Genomic DNA, 23,675 nt, shown 5'->3' on the forward strand with positions numbered 1-23,675 from the left:
GGAAACGTTAGCTGTTTATCCAGCTAACGCTGTTCACCTGTGCAGACTTTTAATTAAGGGGAAAGGGTTGGCGATCAACAAAATTCGCAGCTCGTCCTTCCTTCGCAAGCGGTCAGATTTTGCTTTTTATTAATCAACCGGTATCATTAAGGCAACTTCTGCACCAATCGCGTTCAATTTGGTAGCAAGTGCTTATACATGCAGCAGAGGAGCTTTTTAGAGAAAAATGACGTTTAGCAAAACGGGAATAGTGGGGAATATCTACTTTCTTTTGGGGAAAATATTGCTTGAAAGTTCAAAGGGATTAAACAAAAAGGGCACAATTACTTGTGCCCCTGGGTATTTAAATTCTTTCGAAGATTAATTTGCTATCCGCTTTACGTTTCTCCATAAAAGGAAAACCAAGGCGCCACCGATCGGGACAATCAACACGATCAGTAACCATAGAATCTTCCCGTTCACGTCCATCTCTTTATTAGCCAGAATTTTGAACACGGAAAAAATGACCAGCCCTATCCAAAGGATGAGGAAAATGAGTCCGAAGACGCTGCTGAAGATAGGCGTAAGCGATGGCATAGCTTTATTAGTCTGTAATTGGTTCTGTATGATATTTCTCGCCAATCTGTTGCCGCCACATTGCATAATACAAACCCTTTTGCTGTAGCAGATCATGGTGTTTTCCAGATTCTACGATGTGGCCTTTCTCCAACACGTAGATATGATCGGCATGCATAATGGTAGATAAGCGGTGGGCGATGAGGATGGTGATATGATCTTTTAACACCGAAACATCGCGGATGGTTTCAGTTATTTCTTCTTCGGTCAATGAATCCAAAGCGGAGGTAGCTTCGTCGAATACCAGGATATCCGGGCGACGAAGTAACGCCCTTGCGATAGATAAACGCTGCTTTTCACCGCCGGATACTTTTACCCCGCCTTCGCCAATTACAGTATCTAAACCATTATCTGCACGGGCCAGCAAGCTTTGGCAGGCAGCGCGGTGCAAGGCCTGCATACACTCTTCATCGGTAGCATCGGGGCGCACGAATTTCAAATTCTCGCGGATAGTTCCCGAGAACAGCTGGGTATCCTGCGTTACAAAGCCGATCTTCTCGCGCAATTGGTCCAGATCAATCTCTTTACTTGGTACATTGTTGTAGCGCACATCGCCCTTTAATGGCTGGTACAAGCCTACCAGGAGCTTAACCAGGGTTGTTTTCCCCGAACCTGACGGCCCGACGAACGCGATGGTTTCGCCGGTATTGGTTTCGAAACTGATATGGTTAAGCGCATTGCGGTTAGCGGTTAAGTGCTTAAAAGTTACGCTGTCAAAAGTCAGTTTTCTAACCTTCTCAATCATCACCGGTTTGACAGGCTTTTCGTCTATCGGCGTGTTCAGGATACGGCTAAAGTTACCTAAAGATACTTCCGCCTCGCGCCACGAAAGGATCACGTTGCCTAACTCCTGCAGCGGGTTGAACAGGAAGAACGAGTAGAACAGGAAGCTGAAATACTGGCCGGGCGAGATGGTGTTTTTGAAGATGAGCACCAGCAATACTACCACCATAATACTGCGTACCAGGTTAACGGTGGTGCCCTGTACAAAGCTCATGCTGCGTACGTATTTTACTTTTTTCAGCTCCAGATCCAGGATCTTGTACGTGGTTTTGTTTAATCGCTCAATTTCCTGTTTAGCCAGGCCCAGGCTTTTTACCAATTCGATATTCCGCAGCGATTCTGTAGTAGAACCGGCTAATGCCGTAGTTTCTGAAACGATTTTCTTTTGTATGGTCTTGATTCGACGGCTGAGCGCCATACTTACAAAAGCAATCACCGGGATGGCTGCAAAGTAGACCAGCGTAACTTTATAGCTTACCGTTACGGAATAAACGATAACGAATACCATACCGATAAGGCTAACGAACAATACGCTGATAAACGAGGTAATAAACTTTTCGGAGTCTATCCGAACCTTTTGTAAAATGCCTAACGTCTCGCCGCTGCGCTGGTCTTCAAAAACCTGGTAAGGCAGTTCTAACGAGTGTTTTAATCCGTCTGCATACATCGCAGCGCCAACGCGCTGGGTGATGATGTTGGTAAAGTAATCCTGGAAGTTTTTAGCGATACGAGATACCATGGCTACGCCGATGGCAGCACCTACCAGTAACAGCACGTTATGGATGTACTGTTCGTAATTCAGATCGTTACGTTTTTCAATCACACGGTCTACTATTTTACCGGTGATATATGGATCGAGCAGGGAAAAACCAATATTAAAGCCGGCCAGGACAAGTGCAAGCACTACAACCCAACGGTGACGGGATAGGTAGGATAAAAGCAATTTCATTTAACAAAATTAAAAAAGGGAATGGCGCAAAACGCTCATTCCCTTTAATTTGACATTAGGTTTATATGATTAAACCGTCATGATATCTTTTTCTTTCGCTTCGGCAAGTTTATCAACTTTAACAATGTAGCTGTCAGTCAGTTTCTGAACTTCGCCTTCGCCGGTTTTGATCTCGTCTTCAGATACGCCTTCAGATTTCAGTTTCTGAATTTTGGCGTTGGTATCTTTACGGATATTGCGAACGGCAACTTTACCATTTTCGGCTTCAGCCTTTACTTTTTTTACTAAATCGCGGCGGCGCTCTTCGGTAAGTGGTGGCACGTTTAAACGGATTACCACACCATCGTTCTGAGGGTTGATACCCAGGTCTGCTTCTTTAATGGCCTTTTCAATGGCGGTCAGTAAAGATTTTTCCCAGGGCTGTACCAAAATGGTACGTGCATCCGGGGTATTGATGTTACCTACCTGGCTCAGCGGGGTAGGTGTGCCGTAGTAATCTACCGAAATACCATCAAGCATAGATGGGGTAGCTTTTCCAGCGCGTATCTTGCTTAATTCGTTGTCAGTATGATCAATGGCTTTTTCCATTAAAGCCTTTGCGTCGTTAAGCTGTTTTTTAATGAGTTCGCTCATTGTGTACTATTTTAATCGTGCAAATATATGTATTAGAAGCAAGAGACAAGAAGCAAGAATCAAGACTTCTTTCAAAGTTGGCTTTTGTCTGGCTTCTTGTCTCTGGCTTCTGGCCTCTAAAAAATTATTTCACCAGGGTTCCGATGGTTTCACCGTTGGCGATACGTTCAAAGTTGCCGGGTTTATTCATGTCGAATACAATGATCGGCAGTTTGTTTTCCTGGCAAAGGGTAATGGCGGTCATGTCCATTACGTTCAGGCCTTTATCGTAAACTTCCTGGAAAGAAATTTCGTCGTAACGGGTAGCAGAAGGATCTTTTTCAGGGTCGGCGGTATAAATACCATCCACACGCGTTCCTTTTAAAACAACGTCGGCCTTTATTTCAATGGCGCGAAGCGAAGCTGCGGTATCTGTTGTAAAGTATGGGTTACCGGTACCTGCACCGAATATCACAATACGGCCAGACTCTAAGTGGGTAATGGCACGGCGGCGGATGTAAGGTTCGCAGATCTGTTCCATTTTGATGGCAGACTGCAAGCGGGTTTCCACACCGATGCCTTCCAGTGCGGTTTGCAGCGCCATACAGTTAATTACGGTGGCCAGCATACCCATGTAATCTGCCTGTGCACGCTCCATGCCGCTTTTTTCTGCACTTAAACCACGGAAAATGTTTCCTCCGCCTACTACAACGGCTATTTCTATGCCTGCATCAAATACGCTTTTAATATCGTGGGCATATTGCTGTACGCGGTTGTTATCTATACCGTACTGCTTTTCGCCCATTAAAGATTCACCGCTAAGCTTTAGTAATATCCGTTTGTATTTCATTGTAAGTTATTGATTAATCGTAATTTATGTGAGAGGTAACAGTTTGCCGTGCAGGCAGGTGCCCATCACCTCAAAGTTATCATTAAAAATAATTATATCCGCATCGTACCCTGCAGCTAAGCGGCCTTTGTTTAAACCGGCCAGCTGAGCGGGATAAAGCGTTGCCATATTGATGGCTTCCGGTAGCGCGATGCCAACTTCTTTTACGCAGTTTTCTACAGCCTTCAGCATAGTAAGGCTCGAACCGGAGAGCGTACCATCCGGCATTACATAGCGGTCGCCTTTAAACTGGTGCTGGTAGGTGCCTTCTGTTGCGGCGGTTACCGCATCCGTAATCAAGAAGAGTTTATCGCCAAGCATGCGTTTCGCCATCCTGATCATGGCAAAATCAACATGGACACCATCTGCAACGATGCTGGTAAAAGGACGTTCTTCAAATATTGCCGGAATGTAGCCCGGCTGGCGATGGTGGATAGGCGGCATGGCATTATATAAATGCGTAACAGCCTTAATTGGTTTGTTTAAAAATGTTTTGCCTTCCTGGTAGGTGGCGTTGCTATGCCCGGAGGAGATGATCACACCGCTATTGTCGAGATAGTCAATCACTTCCTGATCCTGCAGTTCAGGCGCAGTGGTCATGATTTTTACTTCGCCTTCGGCGTATTCGATCCAGCGTTTTACTTTTTCAAGCGTAGCTTTCTGGATGTATTGTTCCGGGTGGGCGCCTTTGCGTATAGGGTTCAGAAAAGGCCCTTCCAGGTGCAAGCCTAAGAAGTTGCCTTTAGCCTGCGGACGGTAAGCTTTTGCTACCGCGATACCTTCTTCTACCACTTCATCGCTATTGGTAGCAATGGTTGCCATAAAACCGGTAGTCCCCTGGTTTAGCATATCCTGCTCCATTTGCGCTAAAGCTTCTACGGTAGGTATACCGCCGAATAACTTTCCACCGCTTCCGTAGATCTGCAGATCTATTAAACCCGGCGCAGCATAAACGCCGTGCAGGTCTGTTTTCTCGACACCTTCGTGGATTTCCGTTTCGTTAATGATCGCCTTAATGGTTTTCCCTTCAATCAGAATTGCTTTACCGGTGGTGATGGTACCATTATCTATCAGGCGAAGGTTATACAGGGCAGTTTGCATAGGTGGTGTAGATGGTAATAGATATAAGTAAAGATGTCATGTTGAGGCACTCGAAACATGGTGTGTTGGCCACCGCTCATCCTTCGAGAGCCTCAGGATGACAGTCCGAAAAATCAGGGCAAAAAAAATCCCCTCATTTTCATGAGGGGATCAAAATAATTAAGCTCCGATAACTACCCGCTTAAAGGCGGTAACAGTTAAGCCTTTTTCAATTCCGTTCAGGAACTGAGCGATATTTTTAGAAGGGTCTTTCACAAACTCCTGGTTCAAAAGGGTTGAATCTTTGTAGAATTTGTTCAGTTTGCCTTGTGCAATTTTCTCAACCATTTCTTCTGGTTTACCTTCAGCGCGGATCTGCTCTTTAGCAATTTCCAGTTCGCGCTCGATAGTAGATGAATCAACACCGTCTTTATCAACAGCAATTGGGTTCATTGCAGCAATTTGCATCGCTACATCTTTACCAGCTTCATCAGCACCGGCAGGGTTAGCATTTAAAGCAACCAATACACCTAAACGGAAGTTACCGTGGATGTAAGCAACTACTTTTTCGCCAACTAACACTTCGTAAGAAGTGATGCCGATTTTCTCACCGATTTTACCGGTCATGTCTAAAATAGCTTCGCCAATTTTAACACGGCTGGTTTCGGTATCAACTTCAAGGTTGTTTAATTCTTCAACAGTAGCCGGTAAATGTTGGGCAGCAGCGTTAGCTACAGCGTTTGCAAAAGCAACAAAATCGGCATTTTTAGCAACGAAGTCTGTTTCGCAACCTAAAGCGATAATTACACCTTTGCTACCATCTTCGTTGGTACGGGCAATAACCACACCCTCGTTAGACTCGCGGTCCTGACGGCTTGCGGCAACTTTAGCGCCTTTTTTTCTTAAATAATCAATAGCAGCTTCAAAATCGCCATTGGTTTCAGTTAAAGCTTTTTTGCAGTCCATCATACCGGCACCGGTTTGCTGGCGCAGTTTATTTACATCTGCTGCAGAAATTTGTACTGTAGACATATTGTTTATGAGTTGTGAGTTACAAGTTTAAGGTTGCGAGTTAGCAACTTTTTATGACCTGTAACCGGGTTACATTTTAAGTTTTTATGAAAAAATGATGAGCCGTAAATATCAACTATCTACAACTCACCATTCCGTATTTCAAAATTACTCTTCAGTAGAAGGAGCTTCGGTTTCAGCTTCAGCAGCTACTTTGCGGGTTCTTTTACCGCCTTCAGCTTCTGGTGCGTCAGCTTTAGCTTTAGAAGCTGCTGCTTCTTTTTCAGCCTCATCCTCTTTCTCGCGTTTACGCTCGTCTAAACCTTCCTGGATAGCCTGGATAATGATACCGGTGATCAAAGAGATTGATTTAGTAGCGTCGTCGTTTGCAGGGATAGGGAAATCGATGTTAGAAGGATCAGAGTTGGTATCCACCATTGCAAAGGTTGGGATGTTTAACTTTAATGCTTCAGAAACAGCGATGTGCTCTTTCTTAACGTCGATCAGGAAAAGCGCTGCAGGTAAACGGTTCAGGTCAGAAATACCACCTAAAAGGTTTTCTAACTTCACGCGCTCACGCTGGATCATTAAACGCTCTTTTTTAGAAAGGTTGTTGTAAGTACCGTCTTTAGTCAGTTTATCGATGTTAGACATCTTTTTGATTGACTTGCGTACGGTAGCAAAGTTAGTTAACATACCACCTAACCAACGCTCGGTTACGTAAGGCATGTTTACTGTTTTTGCATGTTCAGCAACGATGTCTTTCGCTTGCTTTTTAGTAGCTACGAAAAGTACTTTACGTCCTGATTTTACAATTTGTTTGATAGCTGAAGCAGCTTCTTCAACCTTTACTAAAGTTTTATTTAAATCGATAATGTGGATACCGTTACGCTCCATGAAAATGTACTGCGCCATTTTCGGATCCCATTTGCGGGTAAGGTGACCAAAGTGTACACCAGCGTCCAGTAAATCCTGATATGTTGTTCTTGCCATTGTTGTGTCCTCCTGAAATTAACGTTTACTGAATTGGAATCTTCTGCGTGCTTTTCTGCGTCCTGGTTTTTTACGCTCAACCATCCGGTCGTCGCGGGTCATTAAACCTTTAGCGCGTAATGCAGGTTTCTTTTCAGCATCAAGTTCAACAATAGCTTTAGCGATAGCTAAACGAACGGCTTCTGCCTGTCCTTTAACGCCACCACCTGCAACATTTACCTTTACATCAAATTTACCTTCGTTACCAGATACTAAAGCAGCCTGGTTAATGATGTATTGTAAAGGAAGTGTTGGGAAGTATTCTTTGTAATCTTTACCGTTAACGGTGATGTTGCCGCTGCCTTCGCTTAGGTAAATGCGGGCAACTGCTGTTTTTCTTCTGCCTGAAGTGTTAGTTGTTGGCATTTGTTTGTCTCCTTAAATTAAAAGTTAATGGTTTTAGGGTTTTGTGCAGCGTGCGGATGCTCGGCGCCTGCGTAAACATGCAGGTTTCCAAATAAGGCACGGCCCAAACGATTTTTAGGTAACATACCACGTACAGCTTTTTCAACTACACGCTCCGGATGTTTTGCCATTAACTCCTTAGGAGAAATGAAACGCTGACCACCTGGGTAACCAGTATAAGAAACATATTGCTTGTCGCCAAATTTGTTTCCGGTCAGTTTTACCTTGTCTGCATTAATAACAATAACGTTATCACCGCAGTCTACGTTTGGGGTGAACCCTGGCTTGTGTTTTCCTCTGATGATCGCTGCGATCTTAGAAGACAAGCGCCCCAAAATCTCGCCTTGTGCGTCAACAACAACCCATTCTTTGTTAACGGTCTTTTTGTTGGCTGAGACAGTTTTGTAACTTAACGTATTCACTTGCTTTAAATTAAATTAATTAAACGTTTTTAATACCCCGCATTTTTCGGGACTGCAAAGATACAGGTTTCTGTTTAATTAACAAGTAGTTGAAGAGGAAATTTTGGTGTGATGATAACGCTATTTATAAAGTAATTCTGTTGGCGATGCTGCAGCAGGGCAGGACGAGAGACTACGATTGCTGGAAATATGCTTTTCCGGAGGTGTGATTTTTAATCAGGTTAATTTGATTTCTCTTGGAGAAACAATATTAATCTAAAGATGTAATTACTGGTTTCTTAATTCACTTTACATCACACCTATGAGAAGATTTGTACACGCAGTGCTCATTGCAGCACTAAGCACAGCTATAATCGGCTGTAAAAAAGACAAAGACCTGGTAAACCCCAAGATCAAAGAAGTAGCTGCTACCTACCTGCCGCAAACTACGGGCAGCTGGTGGAAATACGCGATTAATTACCCGCGCACGGATACCGTAACCGTTACAATGACGCCTGATAAGCAAACAATGCAGGGTAAAATTTACTTCATTGCGCAGATGGCATCTAAATATTTTCCATCTATACCGGTTTATTACGCCGTAAATGGACACGATTATAACCAGATTAGTAATGTGCCCGGTTACGGCGATTTCAACTTCAGCTTTTTAAATGATACCGCAAAGGTGGGCTACCAGTGGACGGTGCCTGCGGGCGATAACGCGATCAACGGACGTAAGGTGGTGATGACCACAACCATCGTAGAGAAAGATATTTCTAAAACCATTGATAGCAAAACTTATGAGCATGTGATCCACACTACCGGGGTGTTACAGTACACCACTACCAGTTCTTCTAATATCACCTGGGCTACTTATGATTTCTATGTAGCCAGGGGGATCGGCATTATAGAGGTTGATGCCAGTTTACAGGGTAAGCCAACTTATATGCGTTTAGTGGACTATGCGATAAAAGTTGATTGAAAATATTTTTAACCTAAAGTTAAAACTTCTAAGAATATTGCTCTAACTGGCATATTAATTGTTTTTCTTCTGCTGTATTACCGATGGTAATATTAAATGTTGAAACCAAATCTATTATTATGGAAACCATTGAAAAATCAGTAGAAGTTCTAAGCGAACTTGTTGAATTGAATAACTCACGTGCAGAAGGCTTTGAAAAAGCATCATCAGAACTTTCTGATAACGATACAGATCTGAAGCCGTTGTTCCAGCAGTATGCAGAGCAAAGCCGTAAGTTTAGCCAGGAGCTGAATGATTGCATTACCGGTTTAGGCAGCAATTATGAGAAAGGCGAAATGACCAGCGGTGCCATTCACCGTGTATGGATCGATATTAAATCCATGTTTACCGGGCATGACCGTGCAGGCATCCTGGGCGAATGTGAACGTGGCGAAGACAGCATCAAGAAAGCTTACACAGAGGCGATTCAGGGTGGCGAGCTATCGCCGGAAGTTTCAGGCGTGGTAGCTGCACAAGCACAAGAAATCAATATGGAGCATGACCGTATTAAGTTGCTGCGCGATACCGCTAAGTAATTCTGTAGAATACCTTTCAGATCAAAAAGCCGCTGTCAAAAGCGGCTTTTTGCATTTTATGCCTGTAATTTTTATCACCAACAATCGTTAGTATAATTAGCTCTTTGTAGCAACACCTTTTTCGCTTTCAATTTGTTAGGTTTGCAGTTTATTTTTAATTTATACAATTTCAGGTGGTTATTCTTATTTTCTTTTTAGCGCACTGGTTTCTGTCGCTGTTCTTTCAAACATTTTTCCTGCACCGTTACGCAGCACACAAAATGTTTACAACGCATAAGTTTTTTGAACGTACTTTTCACGTATTGACTTTCGTTTGCCAGGGATCTTCGTTCTTGAATCCCCGCGCTTACGCCATTATGCACCGCGAGCATCATGCGTATAGCGATACGGAAAAAGACCCGCACTCGCCCCATTTTTTTACAGATGTATTTCAGATGATGTGGCGTACGGTGATCAGCTTCCGTGAACATGAACGCAAATTGAAAGAGCCGGAAGCACGCTTTAAAGGCAATTATCCGGAATGGCGCCTGTTAGACTATTACGGTTCTACCTGGTATGCCCGTTTAGGCTGGGGCTTGCTTTATGTAGCTTTTTATATGCAGTTTGCTACCGCCTGGTGGATGTACCTGTTGTTACCTATCCATTTTATGATGGGGCCGATCCATGGTGCGATTGTGAACTGGTGCGGACATAAATACGGTTATTCCAACTTTGATAACAACGATAAATCTCGCAATACGACGCCTTTCGACTTTTTTATGTTAGGCGAGTTGTTCCAGAACAACCATCACCGTCATCCGAATAAACCTAACTTTGCAACGCGCTGGTTCGAGTTTGATCCTGTTTACCCGGTAATGAAAGTATTGCACTGGACCCGGATCATCCGCCTGCGTAAACCTGCTTTAACCTAATAAAAGGCATTGGCCTTCATACTTTATTGTAATATATACCATGAGTGTATCTCTATTAGCACAAAACCTTACCGGTTCTGAGATTATTAAGATTGCCGGTGAAATTAACGAACTTAAAAAACAAGGTCAGAATATAGCCAACCTTACTATCGGCGACTTTGATTCAAATATTTACCCGATCCCCGAAGAACTGAAGGTGGGTATTGTTGAAGCCTACCATCAAAACCAGACCAATTACCCACCGGCAGACGGTGTGCTGGATCTGCGTGAAAGCGTTTCGGGCTTTATTAAAGAGCGTTACGGATTAGATTACAGCCCGAGCGAGATCCTGATTTCAGGAGGCTCACGTCCGTTGATCTACTCTACTTACCTGGCACTGGTAGATCCGGGTGATAAGGTGATATTCCCTATCCCTTCATGGAACAATAATCACTATTGCAACCTTACCCGTGCAGAAGAGGTACTGATTACCACTACGCCCGAGAATAATTTTATGCCGACAGCAGAGCAGATCGCTCCGCATGTAAAAGGCGCTACTTTGCTGGCTTTGTGTTCGCCACAAAACCCAACCGGTACCATGTTTACCCGCGAAGCCCTGGAAGCAATTTGCGACCTGGTAATTGCCGAGAACAAAAGCCGTGCAGCAGGCGAGAAGCCTTTATATATCCTGTATGATCAGATGTATTCGCAACTGACGTTTGGCAGTCATCAGCATTTTAACCCCGTAAGCTTACGCCCCGAATTAAAAGACTATACCATCTTTGTAGACGGTGCATCTAAATGCCTGGCCGCAACAGGCGTGCGCGTGGGTTGGGGCTTTGGCCCGGCTGAAGTAGTGAACCACATGAAAGCCATTGTAGGCCATATGGGTGCCTGGGCGCCGAAGGCAGAACAGGTAGCGATGGCGAAATACCTGATCCAGACGGATAAACTGAATGCCTACCTTGCTAACTTTAAAGGCAGGGTACAGACAAGTTTAACAGCCTTGTATGAAGGTATTAAACAATTGCAGAGCGAAGGTTTCGCGGTAGATGCGATCGAACCGATGGGTGCTATTTATTTAACCATCAAGTTAGATTTCACCGGTAAAACCACACCAGAGGGTACCGTATTGAATAATTCCACCGATGTAAACTTTTACCTGATCAAAAATGCAGGCGTGGCCTTAGTGCCGTTCTCTGCATTTGGTACCGGGCACGAAGTAAACTGGTTCCGTGCTTCGGTAGGTACCATTACACCTGAAGAAATTCAGCAGATGATCCCAAGAATAAGGGAAGCATTAAGCAAGTTGAAATAAAAGGCCTCTCCCAACCCTCTCCAGAAGGAGAGGGCTTTTTGTTTTTATGAATTCCTCCCCCTCTGGGGAGGATACAGGTGGGGCCTTACGCGGCATTCGAAATATACTTCACCAAACTTCGCTTGGCCACCGGTAGTAAGGTTTGTTCCAGCGGGAAGGTAATATCCGTATGCACATAGTAAACGGCGGGGTTAGGCAAGTGCTTTCTTTTACGTATCAGGTCGCGCTTCAGGGCTTCGGGGGTATTCACTAAACCCTGTTCGTAGGTCTCCACAAATTCTACGTTGATGCCACGGTAGCGGTCTTCCTTGCTTTCGAAGATGGTGATTTGGTATTCGTACACCCAATTGGTTTTCTCCTTTCCGTTCCGCAACGAAAAATAGCCATAGAAAGGTGTTAACGGTACCACGCCCACGGGATCTATATTGATCCGGCTTTCTACAAAATCATAAAGCTCTTTGCCTGTTTTTATCGCCGGGTCCATTTTATACAATGCATAGCTAATAATGCGCTCTATTTCGCGCATGTTCGCATCATCCTGAATGATCTTCTCATAAGTTAGCTTCACTGCATCAATATCTGCTTTAGTTAGCCGTTGAGGAAACGCTTGCTGTAGTACAGATTTGTTCTCTTTAAATTCCAGCAGATTGTTGTAGTGAAAGATCAGGTCTGCAAGGTTTGGGTAGAGCCGACTTTTATCAAAATGCCGGTTAATTTCCTGCAGATAATCCAACAAAATGTACTTTTTTAGTTCGAAATCAATGTAGCCGTCAATAAACCAATTTATACCTAAAGACTTCATACAGATTAACCTCCTTCTGTTAGCCTTAAATTAAATTAAAAATAACATTTTTGCAATATGCCTGCCGGAACGTTATATCTTATCCCGGTTCCGCTTGCTGATGCTGCAGCGGCGAAATCTTTTACGCCTTACCTGGTTCAAACCATTAACAATATATCTGAATACATTGTTGAGAACGAGAAGACGGCCCGCCGTTTTTTAAAAGAAGCCGGACTGAAAACGCCGCAAAGCGAACTGGTGATCCATGATTATGGCAAGCATAATCGTAATGCTGATATCAGTATTTTTTTTACAGGTTTGACGGCCGGCCGCGATGCAGGTTTAATGAGTGAAGCCGGGTGCCCCGGCGTAGCCGATCCAGGTGCAGACATTGTAGCCGAGGCGCATAAAAGAGGGATCAAGGTAGTGTCTTTAGTGGGGCCAAGCTCTATTCTGCTGGCACTGATGGCATCGGGTTTTAACGGGCAAAGCTTTAGTTTCCACGGTTATTTGCCCATTGACAAAGCCCAGCGAAGCAAACGGATTAAGGAGTTAGAAGGATTTGCCGAGCGGTTTAAACAAACCCAATTATTTATAGAAACGCCGTTCAGAAATAACCAGTTATTAGAAGAAATACTGAAATCGTGCAAACCGGCTACCCGGCTTTGCATTGCTTGTAATTTAACAGCAGAAGATGAGCTGGTAAAAACGCAGACCATTGCAGCTTGGAAAAAACAACCGCCAGACCTGCATAAAAAGCCGACCATCTTTCTACTATTCCATGCTTAAATGAAGTTAACCGAACGGCACACCCAGGTACTCATTGTAGGAGCAGGCCCATCCGGCCTGATGATGGCTGCGCAGTTGCTGCGTTACGGCATACAGCCGGTCGTTATCGACAATAAAAAAGGGCCGACCAACCATACCAGGGCTTTGGCAGTTCAGGCACGTACGCTGGAGATCTACCGGCAAATGGGTATTGCAGATGAAGTGCTGAAGGAAGGTAAGCCGGCAGAAGGTTTGAATTTCTATTATGAAGGGAAAAGAAAGGGCATTTTCCCGGTTAAAGATATCGGGGAAGAGCAAACACCCTACCCTTATGTGTTCATTTACCCGCAAAGTAAAAACGAACGTACATTAATCAACTACCTTACGCAGCATGCCGTTGCGATCTATTGGGATACGACGCTGCAACAGCTTTCGCAGAATAATACGCTGGCAGAAGCCTTGCTCATATCTGAAGGTGCCGAGGTGAAAATCACCGCAGATTGGGTGATTGGTGCAGATGGGGCACATAGTACGGTTCGTAAGCAATTGGGCATTGCCTTTAAAGGCGATACTTACCCGAGTTTGTTTTACCTGGCCGATGTTATTGCTGATCAGCAAGACGATTTCATCGATCTTCATTTATCGGACAAAGGATTTGCAGGCTTTTTCCCGACAGCAGAACCTGGGGGATTTCGGATCATAGGCGCAGTGCCGGAAAAGCTACAGGACAAGGAATTAACGCTGGACGATGTTCTTCCCGAAATTAGCCAGGTAACTAAAACGACATTTAGGGTTAAGGAATGCCGCTGGTTTACTACCTACAAATTGCATCACCGTATGGCAGAAGAGTTCCGTTCCGGAAGAAGTTTCCTGATCGGCGATGCAGCACACATCCACTCGCCCGTAGGTGGCCAGGGCATGAACACCGGTTTGCAGGATGCTTATAACCTGGCCTGGAAACTGGCTGGAGTGATCAATCGTAAACTGGAGGAAAAAATCCTGCAGACTTATGCTGCGGAACGGATGCCGGTGGCAAGGGAGCTGTTGCAAACCACAGACCGGGCTTTTAAGCTGCTGATGTCGAAGTCGCCTATGATGCAATTGGGTAAAAAATGGCTCTTGCCAAAAGTGATCTCGTGGTTGTGGGGGAACGATGGCATCAGGAAGAATTTCTTTAAAAGGTTATCGCAGACGGGAATCAGTTACAGGCATAGCCCGATCAGTATTGATCTGAGCCATTCCAGCAGGTATAAGGCCGGCGACAGGTTGCCTTACTTGAAACTGTACGACGAAAAGAAGCAGGAAGAAACCGACCTGCAGGCATGGTGCAGTAAACCTGGTTTTACGCTGATATTAATGGGACAGATGGCCGAGCAGGATCTGTTGAACTATGCGCGTTGGATCACCCATTTTTACGGCTCAGGTTTAAATTTCTTTTACCTGCCGCTCACCAAACGCAACTGGCCTGTATTTTACCAGTTAGAGGTAAAGCAAAATCATAATAAAACGATCATTGTTCGGCCGGATGGGCATATCGGTTTTATGTGCGACAGCGCAGATATCGATGTCATCAACAATTACCTGCAGTTTACAGCAGGATTAATACGGGCGGATAAATAATTTAACCGTGTATGGTTTCCTTTTTACCGTAGTTTTTAATCACTTCTGCTTCATAAGCTAGGAAAGCTTGCCAGCGACCCTCAACATCAATCCCTTCACCGTATTTTTTTGCCAGGCGGATAAAGGTAGTATAGTGAGTAGCTTCACTGATCATCAGTTCGTAGTAAAACTCTGCTAATTGCTGATCGTTAATGTTTTCTGAAAGCACTTTGAAGCGTTCGCAGCTGCGCGCTTCAATCATGGCAGCGAACAATAACCGGTCTATCAGCATTTCGCGGCGCGAACCGCCTTTCTTCAAGAACTTCAGCAGTTCGTTCACATAATCATCTTTCCGTTCGCGGCCAAGCGTATAGCCCCGCTCCAGAATAATATCGTGTACGCGTTTAAAGTGATCCATCTCCTCCTGAACTAAAGCGGCCATTTCCTGCACCAGGTCAGAAAGTTCGGGGTTTTGAACAATCAGTGTAATGGCATTGCTGGCTGCTTTCTGCTCGCAAAAAGCATGGTCGGTCAGAATTTCTTCGATATTGCTCTCCACCACATTGGTTACCCAGCGCGGATCTGTAGGCAATTGCAGTTTAAGGATGGTTTTCTCGCTCACGGTACAAAGATAGCTGATAGTTTTCAGAGACAAGAATCAAGAGATAAGAGTCAGGAATTACTCGTCGTCTTCTTTAAATGCGGGATTGTTGGATAAAGACCTTGCGTGGTGATGAATGGTAAGGATAAGAAGATCAGAGGTAGATAGTACGTCGTAGAATATTCTGTAATTTCGAAAAATAACCTCTCTTACCGAAGTTCCTGCTTTAGGGAAAGGCTTACCTAAGTAGATGTCATGCTTTAGCTTGCTAATAAAGCTCCGGATATAATTAACTTCTAGCTTAGCGTATTTGACAGAACCTTTTTTGATAAAAGCATAGATTTCTTTAATATCGTCCAGCGCCTCTCTTGAGTAAACTATTTTTACTCCCATGAGTCAATTTCTCTATCAAATTCTTCTTCTGAAAGATATTCTCCCTGCTCAAATTGTTTTTTTGCCCGATCTATCTTATCTAATAAGATCAGTTCTCCCACTACATCATCTACCGTAAAAGTATCGGGTAAATGATCTACCATTTCTTTAACTATCTGCTTTGTTAACATCGCATTGTCCCTTTCTATAAAGATACAACTTTACCGGTAAAGGTTTTTGTTCTCTATAAATTTCAGAACGGTGTCCGGAACAAAGAATTGTACGTTCTTCTTTGCTGCTATCGACTGTCGGATAAACGTTGCCGAAAGTTCCATTAGCGGTGTCATCGTGATGGTGACGGACGGATGGCTGGCCAGTTCGGCATTTTCATAGCCCGGGCGTGGGTATACAAAAATGCGGTAATCGCGCAGGATCAGCTTATAGTTCTTCCACTTGTGTAGCGATACCAGGTTATCAGACCCCATAATCAGTGCAAACTCATGCTGCGGGTATTTCTCTTTCAGAGCAGTAAGCGTATCAATAGTGTAAGACGGTTGCGGCATTTTCAGTTCCACGTCGCTTACTTCTATATTCTCGGCATTGTCTGTAGCGAGGCGCGCCATCTCCAGCCGGTCGTAAGTATTGATGAGATCGCTGTACTTTTTAAAAGGGTTTTGGGGAGATACCACCAGCCACACTTTATCCAGCTCGGTATGGTTAGCCATGTAATTGGCGATTATTAAATGGCCAATATGTATGGGGTTGAACGAGCCGAAAAGCAAGCCTATTTTCATCTGCCGGGGTTATATTAAAACGTTAATACAATAACCAATATATTAACATTATTTTAAAACAGAAACTTTTTGTTTGAAGAAATAGTATCGAAACTAAGCTTAGCTTATGAAATCCGTTACCAGTTTCTCTGCTTCGTCGCAGGCCACCTGCAGTTCGTAATTTTTTAGGATCACGTCGAATTTCGGTGCATAATTCAGCTCTTTTTCAGCTTTGGCAAAGCGCTCCAGTAGTTTCTGCGGGCTGTCTGTCCCCCGGCCGGAAAGGCGCTCTTTCAGCACTTCAAGCGATGGTGGCTGAACGAATATCGCCAGGGCCTGATCCTGGTATTTGCGTTTCAGGTGGAGCCCGCCTTCAACGTCGATATCAAAAATTACCGTTTTGCCTTTAGCCCAAATCCGCTCAATCTCTTCGCGGAGGGTGCCATAAAAGGTGCCGGTGTAAACTTCTTCAAATTCTACAAACTGCTTTTTAGCAATACGGTGCAAAAACTCTTCTTTGCTGATGAAGTAATAGTCCTTGCCATGCTGTTCTTCGCCGCGTGCTTCGCGCGTGGTAGCAGATATAGAGAACTCTAGCTGAGGGATTTTCGAAAGCAGGTGATGTACGATGGTGGTTTTACCTGCACCCGACGGAGCGGAGAATATAACGAGTTTGCCCATTTTTTTATGTGTAGATATGCGGATGTGCAAATGTGCAGATAGATGAAATGGCTATGATAGGTTTGTCATTTGCAAATCTGTATATTTACTCATCTGCACATCTTTATAGTACATTTAACAATTGTTCTTTAATTTTTTCGAGTTCTTCTTTCATGCCCACTACCAATTTCTGGATAGCGGCATCATTTGCTTTAGAGCCAAGGGTATTAATTTCGCGGCCGATTTCCTGCGAGATAAAGCCTAACTTTTTGCCATTCGCATCGGCGCTTTTCAGCGTTTCCAGGAAATATTCGCAATGGCTTTTCAAGCGGACCTTTTCTTCGGTAATATCCAGCTTGTCGATGTAATAGATCAGCTCCTGTTCCAGACGGTTCTGATCTACGTTTTCCCTGCCGACAGCTTCGGCCAGGTAACTATCCAGACGTTCGCGAACTTGTGCCACACGTTTAGGCTCTTCTATGACTACCTGCTCCAGGTTTTGAAGGATCAGTGTTACGCGGCCTTTCAACTCTTCCTCCAGTACGGTACCTTCATCTGCTCTGAACTTTTGGAATGCTGCCAGTGCCTGGCGAAAAACGCCTTCCGCAACTTTCCATTCGTCTTCAGAAACGGTTTCCTCTTTATATTTCACCACCTCTGGTAAGCCTAATGCCAACTGCAGCAGGTTTCCGGTAGATTCATTTAAACTTTCACTTACAGACTTTAGCTGCTCGTAATAATGTTTTAAAAGGGCTGTATCAATACCGGCAGCATTGTTGGTAGTGTCGGCTTGTTCAACGGTGATTGTGAGGTTAACTTTGCCACGCTCTATCTGCTTGTTACATTCCGTACGTAACTGGAATTCTTTTTCAGAGAAAGCTTTGGGCAAACGCAGGGACAGCTCTAAAAATTTGCTGTTCAGAGATTTGATCTCCACCGTGTACTTGGTGCTGCCAGAGTCGGATACTGCAATGCCGTACCCTGTCATAGACTTTAACATGTGCAAAGATAGGAAAATTGGTTCATTAGTTCATTGGTCATTAGGTCATTCGTCATTTGCTCAGTAATCCCATTAAATTCTAAAGCATCTGGTATATCGGTAACGTGTATGACAATGACAAATGACACAATTATCATTGAAAAAGTTCTCTTAACACTTTTTAACTAACCAGTTACGTTATAACTATTATCTTTACCATAATGCTAAAAAGGTTTTTTCCATACCTGCTGCTTTGTTTGCTGTTTCCGCTCTTCTCGTTAGCGCAGCAAGAGGAAAGCGTGCGGGGTATTTTATTTAAGAAAGGGATGCTGGAAAAGATAGCCGGTGTCACTGTTACCAATACGCGCACAAAGGCGGTTACTACTTCTAACCTGTACGGCGAGTTTAACGCCAAGGTGATAACCGGTGATACCCTGACTTTCGAAAAGGAAGGCTTGACCACCCTAAAGCAATCTATAGCCAGTTACAGCACCATGTACCTGACCATGCTGCCCGAAATCAAACTGAACCAGGTAAATGTGATGGGGCAGAGTAAAAAGCAGGAACTGAATGATGTAATGGCCGATTACCGCAAGAAAGGGCTCTACTTTAACGAGAAAACTTCAGCACTGGCCTATGCCGCGTCGCCATTAACCGGATTGCATGAACTGTTTGGCCGCGACGCGAAGAACCGGCGCAACTTTGCGAAATACGCCAAGGATGAAATGCAGCAGACAGAGATTAACAGGCGTTATACGCCCCAGTTGGTAACCCAGGTTACCGGACTCACCGGTTCCGAGGTGAAAAAGTTTATGAACAACTACAGCCCGACCATAGACGAGGTAAAAAAATGGAATGATTATGATCTGATCCAGTTCATTAAAAGATCATACGAGGGCTATAAATCGGCGGATAAGGAAGGACAGTCTGCCGCGGAAGTGTTTGGGACGAAGGCGCAGCCGTAAGGTTCTTAAGAGTTCGCTGATTTCAAAAAGGGGTTGATGATGCTGTTAGATCCCCAACGATTCGCAAGCTTTTTCGGCAGCTAATTTTTCTGCGTGTTTTTTGCTGAATTCTTTACCGGTACCCATGGTTTCACCATCGATGTTCACCCTGATGGTAAATAGCTTGGCGCTTTCACCCTCCTCGTTAGTGACCAGTTCAAAAGTTACGTCTTTACCATGGCGCTGGCACCATTCAATCAGCTTACTTTTAAAATTGGTCTCGGTTTGCTCGAGCGTGTGGATATCAATATGGGGTTTAATGATATGGCTGATCAGGAAGCTTTTGGTAAAATCGTAACCTTTATCCAGGTATACCGCGCCAACCAAAGCCTCAAAGGCATCACCTAACAACGACCCCTGGCGGGTGCCGCTGATCATGCGGTTATCATATTCAATCAGCTTTTCAAAACCCAACTTACGTGCTAATTGGTTCAGGTTAGCGCGGTTTACAATTTTCGAACGCAGCTCTGTCAGAAAGCCCTCGTCTTCATAGGGGTACAATTTAAACAGCACTTCTGCTACTACGCTGCCCAATACGGCATCGCCCAGGAACTCTAATCGCTCGTTGCTGTTTTTAACACCCTTACGTACGTTTTGCGCCACAGACTTATGCCTGAACGCCAAACGGTATAAAGACAAATTGCCCGGCACAAAGCCGAGCAAATTTTTTAATGTTTTGACGTAAGTTCTGCTTGGAGATAAGTAAAGCTTATAAAACCGTCTTACTGGCATTCAATACACACTTAATCTTCGAACTTCTTAAAAATAACAGAGGCATTATGGCCGCCAAAACCAAAACCGTTGCTTTGGGCAGCGCGCACTGTACGTTGTTGAGCTTTATTAAATGTGAAATTGATTTTTGGGTCGAACGCCGGATCATCCGTAAAGTGGTTGATCGTAGGCGGAATCATATCGTTTTTAACGGCCAGGATTGCGGCAATTGCTTCTACAGCACCGGCGGCACCTAAAAGGTGGCCAGTCATAGATTTGGTAGAACTGATATTGATGCGGTAAATTTCGTCACCGTAAGCATCGGTTATCGCTTTAACCTCTTGCGGGTCGCCGATCGGGGTAGACGTACCATGTACGTTTACATAATCGATATCAGCAGGTGTCATGTTTGCATCTTCAAGCGCTGCTTTCATTACCAGGGCAGCACCTAAACCTTCCGGGTGAGGGGCTGTCATGTGGTAAGCGTCTGCACTCATGCCACCGCCAACCATCTCGGCGTAGATTTTCGCACCGCGGGCTTTAGCATGTTCCAGCTCTTCAAGGATGATGGTACCTGCACCTTCGCCTGCAACAAAACCGTCGCGGTCCAGATCAAATGGCCTGGAAGCCGTAGCCGGATCTTCGTTACGGGTTGACAGCGCATGCATGGCATTGAAACCACCAATACCTGCTTCGTTGATGATCGCTTCAGAACCGCCTGTAATAAACATGTTAGCTTTACCTAAACGTATATAATTGAAAGCGTCTATAAGCGAATTATTGGATGATGCGCAGGCAGAAACGGTTGTAAAGTTTGGTCCGCGCAATCCGTATTTAATAGAGATATGGCCAGGGGCAATATCTGCAATCATCTTTGGGATGAAGAATGGGTTGAAACGAGGCGAGCCATCACCTTTAGCGAAGTTTACTACTTCATCTAAAAAGGTTTTTAAACCGCCGATACCCGAACCCCATATCACACCGATACGGTTGGTATCCAGCTGTTCAAAGTTTAAGCCGGCATCTTTTACTGCTTCTTCTGTAGAATAGAGGGCATACTGTACAAAAGGGTCAAGTTTGCGTGCGTCTTTCCTTCCTAAAAAGGCATCGGCATCAAACCCCTTTACTTCACAGGCAAACTTAGTTTTGAAATTTGTGGTATCAAAACTCTTGATAAAGGCAGCTCCACTCACTCCATTGATTAAACCGTTCCAGTATTCTGAAACGCTATTACCAATTGGAGTAAGTGCGCCAAGCCCGGTTACTACAACTCTTTTAAACTCCATTTAAACGTAGTAAGAGGAGCTTATTTAACGTTTTTCTCAAGGTAAGCGATAGCCTGGCCAACAGTACCAATAGTCTCAGCCTGATCGTCAGGAATAGCCACGTTAAATTCTTTTTCAAACTCCATGATTAACTCCACGGTGTCTAACGAATCTGCACCAAGATCGTTGGTGAAGCTTGCTTCTGGTGTTACTTCACTTTCGTCAACACCTAATTTTTCTACGATAATAGCTTTTACTCTTGAAGCGATATCAGACATGGTCTTTGATGTTTAATTGATTAAATAAATTTTCTGTGCAAAGAAAGTCAAATTCTATTAAATATCAAATCTAAAATCTTTGCACTATAAATAACAAAATTTTATCCCTCCGGTTTCTATTAGTAGCTTTACCACCACTATTAATTGACTTTGAACAAGCGGATTTTAAAGTTCGAGATTGATCTGGATTTTGTGCTCATCGCCATCACATCATCCCTTAAAGATTACAGGCTATGCTATTATATTAATAAGCAGCCCGGTTTTAATTTTACCCGCCAGCCAGATCTGGCCTTAGACCTGCACCATAATAATCAGCCGGTACTATTTAATATCTATAACCATTATTGGGAAGCCAGCGAAACGGATTTTTATTTTATCGCGAACAGGGGCTCTGACGGTTTGTTGATACCCGAGATGCGCGGGATAGATTATTTCCTGATGATCAAGAATTATATTGATCCGCAGGATCTTGAAGATATTATTACCATGTTAAATAAGATACCGGATGTGGTTGCGGCAGTAAAGATTGATCCAAAAAAAATTAAATCCCGTGAAAATCTTTTATTTTAGCGACCAATTTGTAAAAAACACACTAAGACGTCACCCTAATTAAAATTAACCATATAAAAATTAAGCAAGCCAGTTAACCTCAACATATGAAACTATCCTATAACAGAACCAAAATTGTGGCTACCATGGGCCCGGCATCAGCAAAGAAAGATGTATTGTTAGCCATGGTACGCGCAGGTGTTAATGTATGCCGGTTGAACTTTTCGCACGGTAAACCAGAAGATCACCAGAAGGTGATAGACATGATCCGCGAGATTAATGAAAAGTATAAACTGAACGTAGGTATACTGGCCGATTTACAAGGACCTAAGATCCGTATCGGGCTGGTCAAAGATGGCGGTATCCATTTGGTGAACGGTAAACATATCAAGATTACCACCAATGAGTGTATCGGCGATGACGACCAGATCTATATTACTTACGAAGCTTTCCCTCAGGATGTACGCGCCGGCGAGACCATTTTGCTTGACGACGGTAAACTGCAGTTGAAAGTGATCGAGACCAACCGTAAGGACACTGTAATTTGCGAAGTGCTTCACGGCGGTATCCTGACATCACGCAAAGGCGTTAACCTGCCTAATACGAAGGTATCTATCCCAAGCTTAACCGAAGAAGATTTGGTTAACCTGGATTTTGTACTGAAAAATAATGTAGAGTGGATCGGTCTTTCTTTTGTGCGCAACGCAGAAGACATTATCGAGCTTAAACGCATTATCAACCGTAATAATAACGCTGCCCGCGTAATTGCTAAAGTTGAAAAGCCGGAAGCAATTGATAATATCGACGCCATTATTGCTGCTACCGACGGCGTGATGGTTGCCCGTGGCGACCTGGGTGTTGAAATGCCTTTAGAAGAAGTGCCTTTGCTGCAAAAAATGATCGTGAGCAAATGCCGCGAGGCTTCTAAGCCGGTGATTGTAGCTACCCAGATGCTGGAGTCTATGATTACTACCCCACGCCCGACCCGTGCCGAGGTGAATGACGTGGCAAACTCTGTACTGGATGGCGCTGACGCAGTGATGCTAAGCGGTGAAACTTCAGTAGGGGAGTTCCCGCTTATCGTGATCGAGACCATGGCGAAAATTGTGCGCAATGTGGAAGAACGCGGTTATCCGTTCTATAACCATAAGGTATCTAACATCGACCCATCTTCTCAGAACTACCTGAGCGATGCGGTTTGTGAATCTGCCGTTTACTTGGCCGAGCATACCAACGCGGAAGCCATTGTATCCATGACTACTTCTGGTTATACCGCTTTTGAAATTTCAAGCCACCGCCCGAAAGCTAATACTTATATTTTCACCGCTAACCAGCAATTGTTAAATGCGCTGAGCCTGCTTTGGGGTGTAAAGGCCTTTTATTATGACGGCCTGGAAAGTACCGACCAGACCATTGCTGATGTGAACAACATCCTGAAAACAGAAAACCTGGTAGAAACCGGCGACGTAGTAATTAACACCGCAGCCGTGCCTATTGCCGCTAAAGGAAAAACCAATATGCTGAAAGTGACCGTAGTTGAATAACTACCCGGAACTTTAAAATATCAAAGGGAATAACGTAAAAGTTGTTCCCTTTTTTGTTGCATAGCTATTCCTGTTGACATAGGTTTTGACAAGCGAGTGTAAAAACAGCAGTTTGCTTATTGCGATCAAAACAGAATACCTCTAATAGTTGTATCTTTTTTTGTAGATTAATTACTGCAGGCTATTATATTGCATATGATTCCTTTCTCACAGTTTTAACTACTTTAATTTACGGATACAATTAACCCC

At 44.1% G+C, this 23,675-nt stretch carries 28 protein-coding genes; 9 read left to right on the forward strand and 19 right to left on the reverse strand.

The window, feature by feature from the left end; genetic code table 11:
* Positions 1–360: 360 nt before the first annotated feature.
* From MUY27_RS01920 to rplM, 9 genes are all read right to left on the reverse strand, one after another.
* Positions 361–576 (reverse strand): PLDc N-terminal domain-containing protein, encoded by a 216-nt coding sequence (locus tag MUY27_RS01920; RefSeq protein ID WP_245128277.1) that lies wholly within the window; start codon positions 574–576, stop codon positions 361–363.
* Between the two features lie 7 nt (positions 577–583).
* A complete protein-coding gene (locus tag MUY27_RS01925) occupies positions 584–2,347 on the reverse strand; it encodes an ABC transporter ATP-binding protein (RefSeq protein ID WP_245128278.1) in 1,764 nt (587 codons plus the stop codon).
* A gap of 69 nt (positions 2,348–2,416) precedes the next feature.
* On the reverse strand, positions 2,417–2,980 hold the full coding sequence (frr, locus tag MUY27_RS01930; RefSeq protein WP_245128279.1) for a ribosome recycling factor: 564 nt from the start codon (positions 2,978–2,980) through the stop codon (positions 2,417–2,419).
* A gap of 124 nt (positions 2,981–3,104) precedes the next feature.
* Complete coding sequence (pyrH, locus tag MUY27_RS01935) at positions 3,105–3,809, reverse strand: UMP kinase (protein ID WP_245128280.1); 705 nt, start codon at positions 3,807–3,809, stop codon at positions 3,105–3,107.
* A gap of 24 nt (positions 3,810–3,833) precedes the next feature.
* Complete coding sequence (gene nagA, locus MUY27_RS01940) at positions 3,834–4,949, reverse strand: N-acetylglucosamine-6-phosphate deacetylase (protein WP_245128281.1); 1,116 nt, start codon at positions 4,947–4,949, stop codon at positions 3,834–3,836.
* Positions 4,950–5,108: 159 nt separating this feature from the next.
* Positions 5,109–5,960, reverse strand: a complete 852-nt coding sequence (gene tsf / locus MUY27_RS01945; RefSeq protein ID WP_245128282.1) for a translation elongation factor Ts — start codon at positions 5,958–5,960, stop codon at positions 5,109–5,111.
* Positions 5,961–6,107: 147 nt separating this feature from the next.
* Positions 6,108–6,932, reverse strand: coding sequence for a 30S ribosomal protein S2 (gene rpsB, locus MUY27_RS01950; RefSeq protein ID WP_245128283.1), 825 nt, complete (start codon positions 6,930–6,932; stop codon positions 6,108–6,110).
* A gap of 18 nt (positions 6,933–6,950) precedes the next feature.
* On the reverse strand, positions 6,951–7,337 hold the full coding sequence (rpsI, locus tag MUY27_RS01955; RefSeq protein WP_245128284.1) for a 30S ribosomal protein S9: 387 nt from the start codon (positions 7,335–7,337) through the stop codon (positions 6,951–6,953).
* A 17-nt stretch (positions 7,338–7,354) separates the two neighbouring features.
* Positions 7,355–7,798, reverse strand: coding sequence for a 50S ribosomal protein L13 (gene rplM, locus MUY27_RS01960; RefSeq protein WP_245128285.1), 444 nt, complete (start codon positions 7,796–7,798; stop codon positions 7,355–7,357).
* Positions 7,799–8,099: 301 nt separating this feature from the next.
* On the opposite strand from rplM, the gene MUY27_RS01965 reads away from it, so the two are divergent.
* The 4 genes from MUY27_RS01965 (at position 8,100) to MUY27_RS01980 (ending at position 11,542) form a co-directional block, all read left to right on the forward strand.
* On the forward strand, positions 8,100–8,759 hold the full coding sequence (locus MUY27_RS01965; protein ID WP_245128286.1) for a hypothetical protein: 660 nt from the start codon (positions 8,100–8,102) through the stop codon (positions 8,757–8,759).
* A gap of 119 nt (positions 8,760–8,878) precedes the next feature.
* Positions 8,879–9,334, forward strand: coding sequence for a ferritin-like domain-containing protein (locus MUY27_RS01970; RefSeq protein ID WP_245128287.1), 456 nt, complete (start codon positions 8,879–8,881; stop codon positions 9,332–9,334).
* 173 nt (positions 9,335–9,507) lie between these two features.
* On the forward strand, positions 9,508–10,245 hold the full coding sequence (locus tag MUY27_RS01975) for an acyl-CoA desaturase (protein ID WP_245128288.1): 738 nt from the start codon (positions 9,508–9,510) through the stop codon (positions 10,243–10,245).
* A gap of 40 nt (positions 10,246–10,285) precedes the next feature.
* Positions 10,286–11,542, forward strand: a complete 1,257-nt coding sequence (locus tag MUY27_RS01980; RefSeq protein ID WP_245128289.1) for a pyridoxal phosphate-dependent aminotransferase — start codon at positions 10,286–10,288, stop codon at positions 11,540–11,542.
* Positions 11,543–11,627: 85 nt separating this feature from the next.
* Here the strand turns inward: MUY27_RS01980 and MUY27_RS01985 are convergent, their stop codons facing one another.
* The gene (locus tag MUY27_RS01985; protein ID WP_245128290.1) at positions 11,628–12,344 is read right to left on the reverse strand and encodes a hypothetical protein; all 717 of its coding nucleotides are present in this window, start codon (positions 12,342–12,344) and stop codon (positions 11,628–11,630) included.
* A gap of 57 nt (positions 12,345–12,401) precedes the next feature.
* On the opposite strand from MUY27_RS01985, the gene MUY27_RS01990 reads away from it, so the two are divergent.
* Positions 12,402–13,112, forward strand: a complete 711-nt coding sequence (locus MUY27_RS01990; RefSeq protein WP_245128291.1) for an SAM-dependent methyltransferase — start codon at positions 12,402–12,404, stop codon at positions 13,110–13,112.
* Positions 13,113–14,711, forward strand: a complete 1,599-nt coding sequence (locus tag MUY27_RS01995) for an FAD-dependent monooxygenase (RefSeq protein ID WP_245128292.1) — start codon at positions 13,113–13,115, stop codon at positions 14,709–14,711.
* A gap of 1 nt (position 14,712) precedes the next feature.
* Here the strand turns inward: MUY27_RS01995 and MUY27_RS02000 are convergent, their stop codons facing one another.
* The 6 genes from MUY27_RS02000 to MUY27_RS02025 form a co-directional block, all read right to left on the reverse strand.
* Positions 14,713–15,312 carry a MiaE family protein gene (locus MUY27_RS02000; protein ID WP_245128293.1) on the reverse strand — a complete coding sequence of 200 codons (600 nt, stop codon included), beginning with the start codon at positions 15,310–15,312 and terminating at the stop codon, positions 14,713–14,715.
* Between the two features lie 57 nt (positions 15,313–15,369).
* Entirely contained in the window at positions 15,370–15,684 is a 315-nt protein-coding gene (locus MUY27_RS02005) for a type II toxin-antitoxin system RelE/ParE family toxin (RefSeq protein WP_245128294.1), read from the reverse strand.
* On the reverse strand, positions 15,675–15,854 hold the full coding sequence (locus tag MUY27_RS02010; RefSeq protein ID WP_245128295.1) for a hypothetical protein: 180 nt from the start codon (positions 15,852–15,854) through the stop codon (positions 15,675–15,677). Before MUY27_RS02010 ends, MUY27_RS02005 begins: the two co-directional genes overlap by 10 nt.
* Before the next feature lie 30 nt (positions 15,855–15,884).
* Positions 15,885–16,457, reverse strand: a complete 573-nt coding sequence (gene nadD / locus MUY27_RS02015; protein ID WP_245128296.1) for a nicotinate (nicotinamide) nucleotide adenylyltransferase — start codon at positions 16,455–16,457, stop codon at positions 15,885–15,887.
* A 99-nt stretch (positions 16,458–16,556) separates the two neighbouring features.
* The gene (gene gmk, locus MUY27_RS02020) at positions 16,557–17,117 is read right to left on the reverse strand and encodes a guanylate kinase (protein WP_245128297.1); all 561 of its coding nucleotides are present in this window, start codon (positions 17,115–17,117) and stop codon (positions 16,557–16,559) included.
* Between the two features lie 103 nt (positions 17,118–17,220).
* A complete protein-coding gene (locus MUY27_RS02025) occupies positions 17,221–18,096 on the reverse strand; it encodes a YicC/YloC family endoribonuclease (protein ID WP_245128298.1) in 876 nt (291 codons plus the stop codon).
* Positions 18,097–18,296: 200 nt separating this feature from the next.
* Here MUY27_RS02025 and MUY27_RS02030 point away from each other — a divergent pair, with 200 nt between their 5' ends.
* On the forward strand, positions 18,297–19,040 hold the full coding sequence (locus MUY27_RS02030; protein WP_245128299.1) for a hypothetical protein: 744 nt from the start codon (positions 18,297–18,299) through the stop codon (positions 19,038–19,040).
* A gap of 45 nt (positions 19,041–19,085) precedes the next feature.
* Here the strand turns inward: MUY27_RS02030 and rnc are convergent, their stop codons facing one another.
* The 3 genes from rnc to MUY27_RS02045 are packed head-to-tail and all read right to left on the reverse strand — an operon-like array spanning position 19,086 to position 21,333.
* Positions 19,086–19,811: a ribonuclease III gene (rnc, locus tag MUY27_RS02035; protein WP_245128300.1), complete on the reverse strand. Its 726-nt coding sequence runs from the start codon at positions 19,809–19,811 to the stop codon at positions 19,086–19,088.
* Positions 19,812–19,822: 11 nt separating this feature from the next.
* Positions 19,823–21,076: a beta-ketoacyl-ACP synthase II gene (gene fabF / locus MUY27_RS02040; RefSeq protein ID WP_245128301.1), complete on the reverse strand. Its 1,254-nt coding sequence runs from the start codon at positions 21,074–21,076 to the stop codon at positions 19,823–19,825.
* Positions 21,077–21,096: 20 nt separating this feature from the next.
* Complete coding sequence (locus tag MUY27_RS02045; protein WP_008508386.1) at positions 21,097–21,333, reverse strand: acyl carrier protein; 237 nt, start codon at positions 21,331–21,333, stop codon at positions 21,097–21,099.
* Between the two features lie 150 nt (positions 21,334–21,483).
* Between MUY27_RS02045 and MUY27_RS02050 the strand changes: the two genes are divergently transcribed.
* Entirely contained in the window at positions 21,484–21,903 is a 420-nt protein-coding gene (locus MUY27_RS02050) for an IPExxxVDY family protein (protein ID WP_245128302.1), read from the forward strand.
* Between the two features lie 86 nt (positions 21,904–21,989).
* Positions 21,990–23,426, forward strand: a complete 1,437-nt coding sequence (pyk, locus tag MUY27_RS02055; RefSeq protein WP_245128303.1) for a pyruvate kinase — start codon at positions 21,990–21,992, stop codon at positions 23,424–23,426.
* Positions 23,427–23,675 lie beyond the last annotated feature (249 nt).

Source organism: Mucilaginibacter straminoryzae (assembly GCF_022953055.1).
Taxonomy (GTDB): domain Bacteria; phylum Bacteroidota; class Bacteroidia; order Sphingobacteriales; family Sphingobacteriaceae; genus Mucilaginibacter; species Mucilaginibacter straminoryzae.

Excerpts from the sequence above, each read along its gene's own strand:
- MUY27_RS01920 (WP_245128277.1), bottom strand. The coding sequence starts at position 576 with ATGCCATCGCTTACGCCTATCTTCAGCAGCGTCTTCGGACTCATTTTC.
- MUY27_RS01925 (WP_245128278.1), bottom strand. The coding sequence starts at position 2,347 with ATGAAATTGCTTTTATCCTACCTATCCCGTCACCGTTGGGTTGTAGTG.
- frr (WP_245128279.1), bottom strand. The coding sequence starts at position 2,980 with ATGAGCGAACTCATTAAAAAACAGCTTAACGACGCAAAGGCTTTAATG.
- pyrH (WP_245128280.1), bottom strand. The coding sequence starts at position 3,809 with ATGAAATACAAACGGATATTACTAAAGCTTAGCGGTGAATCTTTAATG.
- nagA (WP_245128281.1), bottom strand. The coding sequence starts at position 4,949 with ATGCAAACTGCCCTGTATAACCTTCGCCTGATAGATAATGGTACCATC.
- tsf (WP_245128282.1), bottom strand. The coding sequence starts at position 5,960 with ATGTCTACAGTACAAATTTCTGCAGCAGATGTAAATAAACTGCGCCAG.
- rpsB (WP_245128283.1), bottom strand. The coding sequence starts at position 6,932 with ATGGCAAGAACAACATATCAGGATTTACTGGACGCTGGTGTACACTTT.
- rpsI (WP_245128284.1), bottom strand. The coding sequence starts at position 7,337 with ATGCCAACAACTAACACTTCAGGCAGAAGAAAAACAGCAGTTGCCCGC.
- MUY27_RS01965 (WP_245128286.1), top strand. The coding sequence starts at position 8,100 with ATGAGAAGATTTGTACACGCAGTGCTCATTGCAGCACTAAGCACAGCT.
- MUY27_RS01970 (WP_245128287.1), top strand. The coding sequence starts at position 8,879 with ATGGAAACCATTGAAAAATCAGTAGAAGTTCTAAGCGAACTTGTTGAA.
- MUY27_RS01980 (WP_245128289.1), top strand. The coding sequence starts at position 10,286 with ATGAGTGTATCTCTATTAGCACAAAACCTTACCGGTTCTGAGATTATT.
- MUY27_RS01985 (WP_245128290.1), bottom strand. The coding sequence starts at position 12,344 with ATGAAGTCTTTAGGTATAAATTGGTTTATTGACGGCTACATTGATTTC.
- MUY27_RS01990 (WP_245128291.1), top strand. The coding sequence starts at position 12,402 with ATGCCTGCCGGAACGTTATATCTTATCCCGGTTCCGCTTGCTGATGCT.
- MUY27_RS01995 (WP_245128292.1), top strand. The coding sequence starts at position 13,113 with ATGAAGTTAACCGAACGGCACACCCAGGTACTCATTGTAGGAGCAGGC.
- MUY27_RS02005 (WP_245128294.1), bottom strand. The coding sequence starts at position 15,684 with ATGGGAGTAAAAATAGTTTACTCAAGAGAGGCGCTGGACGATATTAAA.
- MUY27_RS02010 (WP_245128295.1), bottom strand. The coding sequence starts at position 15,854 with ATGTTAACAAAGCAGATAGTTAAAGAAATGGTAGATCATTTACCCGAT.
- nadD (WP_245128296.1), bottom strand. The coding sequence starts at position 16,457 with ATGAAAATAGGCTTGCTTTTCGGCTCGTTCAACCCCATACATATTGGC.
- gmk (WP_245128297.1), bottom strand. The coding sequence starts at position 17,117 with ATGGGCAAACTCGTTATATTCTCCGCTCCGTCGGGTGCAGGTAAAACC.
- MUY27_RS02025 (WP_245128298.1), bottom strand. The coding sequence starts at position 18,096 with ATGTTAAAGTCTATGACAGGGTACGGCATTGCAGTATCCGACTCTGGC.
- MUY27_RS02030 (WP_245128299.1), top strand. The coding sequence starts at position 18,297 with ATGCTAAAAAGGTTTTTTCCATACCTGCTGCTTTGTTTGCTGTTTCCG.
- rnc (WP_245128300.1), bottom strand. The coding sequence starts at position 19,811 with ATGCCAGTAAGACGGTTTTATAAGCTTTACTTATCTCCAAGCAGAACT.
- fabF (WP_245128301.1), bottom strand. The coding sequence starts at position 21,076 with ATGGAGTTTAAAAGAGTTGTAGTAACCGGGCTTGGCGCACTTACTCCA.
- MUY27_RS02045 (WP_008508386.1), bottom strand. The coding sequence starts at position 21,333 with ATGTCTGATATCGCTTCAAGAGTAAAAGCTATTATCGTAGAAAAATTA.
- pyk (WP_245128303.1), top strand. The coding sequence starts at position 21,990 with ATGAAACTATCCTATAACAGAACCAAAATTGTGGCTACCATGGGCCCG.